The sequence below is a fragment of the Bradyrhizobium sp. UFLA05-108 genome (assembly GCF_059803455.1).
In genome coordinates, this window is record NZ_JBANAZ010000098.1 from 21,186 (window position 1) to 27,374 (window position 6,189).

The window sequence follows — 6,189 nt, forward strand, 5'->3', positions numbered from 1 at the left end:
TGTTTTTCATGGTCATCCGGCTCTCGCCAGAGCGAGCCAATCTCTGTATGGTGCGGCCCGCGTAGTGGGGATCTCGTCGTGACGTCAAAGTTTCGCCCGACCGGCTCGGGGTGGGCCATCGTTGTCTTGAGCCTGAGCGCCCTGGCGCTCGCCGGCTGCGGCCGCAAGGGTCCGCTGGACCTGCCGCCGACTGCGTCCAGTGCGTCCACGGCCAACGTCGCCCCGGCTCCCACCGATACCGAGACCGAGGCCCAGAAGACGCCGAGCGTGTTCAATCCCACCTACGGCGCGGAGGCTGCGCCGGCCGCTGCCAAGGGCAAGAAGAAATCGTTTGTCCTCGACCCGCTGCTGGACGAAAAGCCCGGCAAGTGAGCCGGGATGATTGAGCGAGCGCCATGAATCATTTCGACTACCGCAACGGCGTCCTGCACGCCGAAGCGGTGAACCTTTCCGATCTCGCCGCGACCGTCGGCACGCCCTTCTATTGCTATTCGACCGCGACGCTTGAGCGGCACTACCGCGTCTTCGCGGACGCTTTTGCCGGCGAGAAGGTGCTGGTCTGCTACGCCATGAAGGCGAATTCCAACCAGTCGGTGCTACGTACGCTGGCCAAGTTGGGGGCGGGCGCCGACGTGGTCTCGGGCGGCGAGTTGAAGCGCGCCCTCGCTGCCGGCATCCCCGCCAGCAAGATCCTGTTCTCCGGCGTCGGCAAGACCGAGACCGAGTTGCGCTCGGCGCTTGCCGCCGACATCCTCTGCATCAATGTCGAATCCGAGCCCGAGCTCGAGCTGCTGTCACGCCTTGCCAGCGAAATGGGCAAGACCGCGCGCATCTCGGTCCGCGTCAATCCAGACGTCGATGCCGGCACGCACGCAAAAATCTCTACCGGCAAGTCCGAGAACAAGTTCGGCATCCCGATCATCCACGCCCGCGAGGTCTATGCACGCGCCGCAAAACTTCCGGGCATCGAGGTGACCGGCACCGACGTGCATATTGGCAGCCAGATCACCGATCTCTCCAAGATGGAGATCGCGTTCCGCATCCTCGCCGAATTCGTTCAGGCGCTGCGCGCCGACGGCCACAATATCTCGCACGTCGATTTCGGCGGTGGCCTCGGCATTCCCTATTACATGGACCGCGAGGCGCCGCCAGCGCCCGACGCCTATGCCGCGATGGTCAGGCGCATCACGCATAATCTTGGCTGCACGCTGATGTTCGAGCCGGGCCGGATGATCGTCGGCAATGCCGGCATCCTGGTCACGAAGGTGATCTACGTGAAGCACGGCGACGGCAAGAACTTCGTCATCATCGACGCCGCGATGAACGACCTGATCCGTCCGACGCTGTATGAGGCCCATCACGACATCCTGCCGGTTACGCAGCCCGTCGCCGGCGCGCCGACGATGCTGGCCGATGTCGTCGGCCCCGTCTGCGAAACCGGCGATTACCTCGCGCTCGACCGCACGCTGCCGACGCCGAAGCCGGGCGATCTCCTCGCCATCATGACCGCTGGTGCCTACGGCGCCGTGCAGGCCGGCACGTACAATTCCCGGCCGCTGGTGCCGGAGGTGCTGGTCAAGGGCGATCAGTATGCAGTGGTCCGCCCTCGCATCGAGGTCGAGCAGCTCATCGCCATGGACACGCCCGCGCCATGGCTGTGAGCGCGTGATCGTAGAAGCCCGGATGGAGCGCAGCGAAATCCGGGACGGTCTATCACGCGTTGCGAAGGACCCGGATTACGCTACGTTCCATCCGGGCTACAAGACTGGCGTCATTTCTTCCCGCCCACCACCACACCCGCCCGCTTCTCGATCGGCTTGATCGCCGCTGTGAAATCCGAATCTGCGCCTTCCTCGCTGATCACGGTCTCCCAGAGACGCCCGACCGCATCCGCGACCTCCATCGACAGGCCGAGCTGCTTCATCTCGTCCAGCGCCAGCCGCACGTCCTTCACCATCAGCCCGGTGGCGAAGCCGAAGTCGAAGCTCCGCGGCAGGACCGAACGCGGAAACTTGTCGCGGCTTGCGGTGTTCATGCCGGAGCCCGCATTGATGACGTCGATCATCACGGCCGGATCGAGCCCGGCCTTGACGCCCATCACCACCGCTTCCGATGTCGCCACGATCGCGGTCGCCGAGAGGAAATTGTTGGCGAGCTTCATGGTCTGCGCCGCGCCCGGCTTCTCGCCGATGAAAAACACCTTTCCGATCACGTCGAGCGCGGCCCTGATGGTCGCGAATTCGGCCTTCGGGCCGGACGCCATCACGGCGAGCGTGCCTTTCTCGGCGCCGGCGACGCCGCCGGAGACGGGGCTGTCGATCTGGACGATGTCGCGTTTTGCCAGCAGGCCGTGAATTTTCACCGCCATCTGCGAGCCGACGGTCGACAGATCGACGAAGCGTTTGACGCGTTTGCCGTCGATCACGCCGTTCGTTCCGGTTGCGACCTCGAGCGAGGCCTGCAGCGACGGCAGGCTCGCCATCACGGTCTCGACCTCATCGGCGACATCCTTCGGCGACGTCGCCGCGGTGGCGCCACGCGCCACCAGCGTGTCGAGGACCTCCTTGCGCGTATCGAACGCAACCAGCCGATGCCCCGCCTCGATCAATCGCCGCGCCATCGGAAACCCCATGTTTCCGAGGCCGATGAATCCGATGTCCATGGTGTTTCCTCGTGTTTTTTGTTCGTTTGTCAGGGACGGAGCTGCGTGCCACCACCTTCCGCTGTCGTCCCGGCGTTCGCCGGGACGACTCGGGGAGAATGCGGTGCATTCCTTACGGCGCCAGTGTCGCTCACGCCTTGCCGTCGATTTCGGCAAACACCTCGCGCGCGATGCGAAAACTGTCGACCGCGGCCGGCATGCCGCCATAGATCGCGACCTGCATCAGGATCTCGCGGATTTCCTCACGGGTGACGCCGTTGGTCAGCGCGCCCTTCAGGTGCGCGCGGAACTCGTGCTGGCGGTTGAGGATCGCGATCATCGCGATGTTGAGCATGCTGCGGGTCTTGCGCGGCAGCTCCTCGCGGCCCCACACCGTGCCCCAGCAATATTCGTTGAGCATCTCCTGGAACGGCCGATTGAAGTCGTCGACGTTCTTCAGGGCATTGTTGACATAGGCCTCGCCCAGCACCGCTTTGCGAACTTCCAGCCCCTTGTCGTGCATCTTCTTGTCCATGGCGTTCCTCGTGTCTTGCCTGAAGGATTTGCGACCGAAACCTACGGTGACGAACACAACCAGTCACGCCTTCGTGTTATGCACCGCTCGGGTGCGGGGTCCCGTAGAGGAACGGGTGCCTCAGTGCTGCCGTTGTGCTAGGCTGTCCTTCCGGGCAACCTGGAGAGTTGATTGAACGGCGTCACCCCCGACCCGTCAGACCCGATGCGCGATGGCGATACTCTGTCGCGGCTGAAGCTGGCGCAGGCCCTCAAGCGGGCCACATATGCGATCGCCTGGGAGCGCGCCTGGCCGCATCTGGCGCGGTTTTTGACCGTTGTCGGACTGTTTCTGGTGGTATCCTGGGCTGGCCTCTGGCTGGCGCTGCCCTTCATCGCCCGCGCGATCGGGCTTGGCCTGTTTGCCGTCGCGGCGCTTGCCGCCCTGTTCCCGCTGATTCGCTTCCGCTGGCCGAGCCGCGAGCAGGGCCTGAGCCGGCTGGACAACGGCTCGGGCATCCGCCACCGCCCGGCAACGACGCTCACCGACACCCTGAGCACGCAGGATCCGGTCGCCCAGGCGCTGTGGCAGGCGCAGCGCGAGCGCACGCTGGCATCGCTCAAGCGCATCCGCGCCGGATTGCCGCATCCGCGGCTCGCGATCCACGATCCCTGGGCGCTGCGCGGGCTCGTGATGGTGATGCTGGTCGCGACCTTCTTCGCCGCCGGCGACGAGCGCGCGATGCGCATGGGCGCTGCGTTCGATTGGAACGGCGTGCTGGCGCCGACGAATATCCGCGTCGACGCCTGGGTCACCCCGCCGGTCTACACCTCCAAGCCGCCGATCATCCTGTCGGCCGCCAACAAGGAGGCCGCCGCGCTTCCCGCGAGCGGCCCGCTCGCCGTTCCCGCCGGCTCGACGCTGATCGTGCGCTCCTCCGGCGGCAGCCTCGACGTCGTGGTCTCCGGCGGCCTCAAGGAAGTTGCGCCGAACGAGCAGGCCCCGAAAGGTACCAGCGAGAAGCATTTTGCCATCGCTAGCGACGGCACGGCGCATGTCCGCGCGCCTTCCGGACAGCCGCAATGGAAGTTCGCCGCGACGCCCGATCGGCCGCCGACGATTGCACTGGCCAAGGATCCCGAGCGTCAGGCCAGAGGCGCGCTGCAGCTGTCCTACAAGATCGAGGATGATTACGGCGTCACCGGCGCCGAGGCACAATTCGTCGTGCGTCCGTCCGATGCCCAGAAGGGCGACGAGAAGGCCGCGCCGCGGCCGCTGTTCCAGCCGCCGCAATTCGCGCTCGTGCTGCCGAACGCGCGCACTCGCAACGGCCTCGGCCAGACCGTCAAGGACCTCAGCGAGGACCCTTACGCCGGCGCCGATGTCACGCTGACGCTGACTGCCAAGGACGAGGCGGGCAATGAGGCGAAGAGCGACCCCTTCAACATGCGGTTGCCCGAACGTCTCTTCACCAAGCCGCTGGCGCGCGCGCTGATCGAGCAGCGCCGCATCCTGGCGCTCGATGCCAACAAGAACTCCGACGTCTATGCCGCGCTCGACGCGCTGATGATTGCGCCGGAATTGTTCACGCCCGAGACCGGCCAATATCTCGGCCTCTACAACGTCGCGAGGCAGCTCGAGGCTGCTCGCACCGACGACGCGCTGCGCGAGGTCGTTGCGAGCCTCTGGGCGCTTGCGGTGACGATCGAGGACGGCAACATCACCGACGTCGACAAGGCGCTCCGCGCGGCGCAGGACGCTCTCAAGCAGGCGCTGGATCGCGGTGCGAGCGACGAGGAGATCAAGAAGCTCACCCAGGATCTGCGTCAGGCGCTGGACAATTTCATGCGCCAGCTCGCCGAGCAGTTCCGCAACAATCCGCAGCAGCTCGCCCGTCCCCTTGATCCCAACACGAAGATCATGCGTCAGCAGGATCTCAACAACATGATCGACCGCATGGAGCGCCTGTCACGCTCCGGCGACAAGGATGCGGCCAAGCAATTGCTCGACCAGCTCCAGCAGATGCTGGAGGGCTTGCAGATGGCGCAGCCGGGTCAGAGCGGCGAGAGCGACATGGAGCAGGCGCTCAACGAGCTCGGCGACATGATCCGCAAGCAGCAGCAATTGCGCGACAAGACCTTCAAGCAGGGCCAGGATTCCCGGCGCGACCGCATGCGCGGCAAGCAGGGCCAGCAGGGCGATCAGTCGATGTCCGACCTGCAGCAGGACCAGCAGGCGCTGCGCGACCGCTTGAAGAAGCTTCAGGATGAGCTCCAGAAGCGCGGGCTCGCGCAGAACGGCCAAAAGGGTCAGAAGGGCCAGAAAGGCCAAAAGGGTCAGCAAGGCGAGCAGGGACAACCGGGCCAGCAGGGCCAGGGCGGCGATGAAGATGCCGACCAGGGCGATGATGACGGCGGTCTCGATGCTGCCGACAACGCCATGGGCGATGCCGGCTCCAAGCTCGGCGAAGGCAATGCCGACGGCGCCGTGGACTCGCAAGGCAAGGCGCTCGACGCGATGCGCAAGGGTGCGCAGAAGATGGCCGAGGCCATGCAGCAGGGCGACGGCGACGGCCAGGGCGATGGCCCCGGCAATCGTGCCGGCCGCCAGCAGAGCGGTGGCAACCAGACCGACCCGCTCGGCCGTCCCTTGCACGGCCGCGAGTTCAGCGACGACTACACGGTCAAGATCCCCGGCGAGATCGACGTCCAGCGCGCCCGCCGCATCCTCGAAGAGCTCCGCCGCCGCCTGGGCGATCCTTCTCGGCCGCAGCTCGAGCTCGACTACCTCGAGCGCCTGCTGAAGGATTTTTGAGCACTCGCGCCGTGATTCCGGGGCGCGCGTGAGCGCGAACCCGGAATCTCATGTCATATTCTCCGTCATTGCGAGCGCAGCGAAGCAATTCGGAATCTTTCCGCGGAGGATCTGGATTGCTCACATGGGGAGTTGGTGTGTCGAGGTGGTTGGTCAGCTCTTTGTTCGATTGCAGGCCAGCTCTTCGTCCCGACCGTTGGAGTGTGAAGATGGCGCGCGC

Annotated in this window: 5 protein-coding genes; 3 read left to right on the forward strand and 2 right to left on the reverse strand. The window is 65.5% G+C overall.

Annotation, left to right across the window (positions count from 1 at the left end; translation table 11 throughout):
* Window positions 1–78: 78 nt before the first annotated feature.
* Together lptM and lysA are read left to right on the forward strand one after the other, a co-directional pair.
* The gene (gene lptM, locus SO140_RS41620) at window positions 79–372 is read left to right on the forward strand and encodes an LPS translocon maturation chaperone LptM (RefSeq protein ID WP_449383656.1); all 294 of its coding nucleotides are present in this window, start codon (window positions 79–81) and stop codon (window positions 370–372) included.
* A 23-nt stretch (window positions 373–395) separates the two neighbouring features.
* A complete protein-coding gene (gene lysA, locus SO140_RS41625) occupies window positions 396–1,661 on the forward strand; it encodes a diaminopimelate decarboxylase (RefSeq protein WP_449383657.1) in 1,266 nt (421 codons plus the stop codon).
* Between the two features lie 110 nt (window positions 1,662–1,771).
* Here lysA and SO140_RS41630 read toward each other — a convergent pair whose 3' ends face one another.
* Both SO140_RS41630 and SO140_RS41635 read right to left on the reverse strand, forming a co-directional pair.
* Complete coding sequence (locus SO140_RS41630; protein WP_449383658.1) at window positions 1,772–2,662, reverse strand: NAD(P)-dependent oxidoreductase; 891 nt, start codon at window positions 2,660–2,662, stop codon at window positions 1,772–1,774.
* 130 nt (window positions 2,663–2,792) lie between these two features.
* Window positions 2,793–3,176 (reverse strand): carboxymuconolactone decarboxylase family protein, encoded by a 384-nt coding sequence (locus SO140_RS41635; RefSeq protein WP_028134137.1) that lies wholly within the window; start codon window positions 3,174–3,176, stop codon window positions 2,793–2,795.
* A gap of 171 nt (window positions 3,177–3,347) precedes the next feature.
* On the opposite strand from SO140_RS41635, the gene SO140_RS41640 reads away from it, so the two are divergent.
* Window positions 3,348–5,969, forward strand: coding sequence for a TIGR02302 family protein (locus SO140_RS41640; protein WP_498542006.1), 2,622 nt, complete (start codon window positions 3,348–3,350; stop codon window positions 5,967–5,969).
* Window positions 5,970–6,189 lie beyond the last annotated feature (220 nt).

Coding starts and splice junctions, on each gene's coding strand:
- lysA (WP_449383657.1), top strand. CDS start 396: ATGAATCATTTCGACTACCGCAACGGCGTCCTGCACGCCGAAGCGGTG.
- SO140_RS41630 (WP_449383658.1), bottom strand. CDS start 2,662: ATGGACATCGGATTCATCGGCCTCGGAAACATGGGGTTTCCGATGGCG.
- SO140_RS41635 (WP_028134137.1), bottom strand. CDS start 3,176: ATGGACAAGAAGATGCACGACAAGGGGCTGGAAGTTCGCAAAGCGGTG.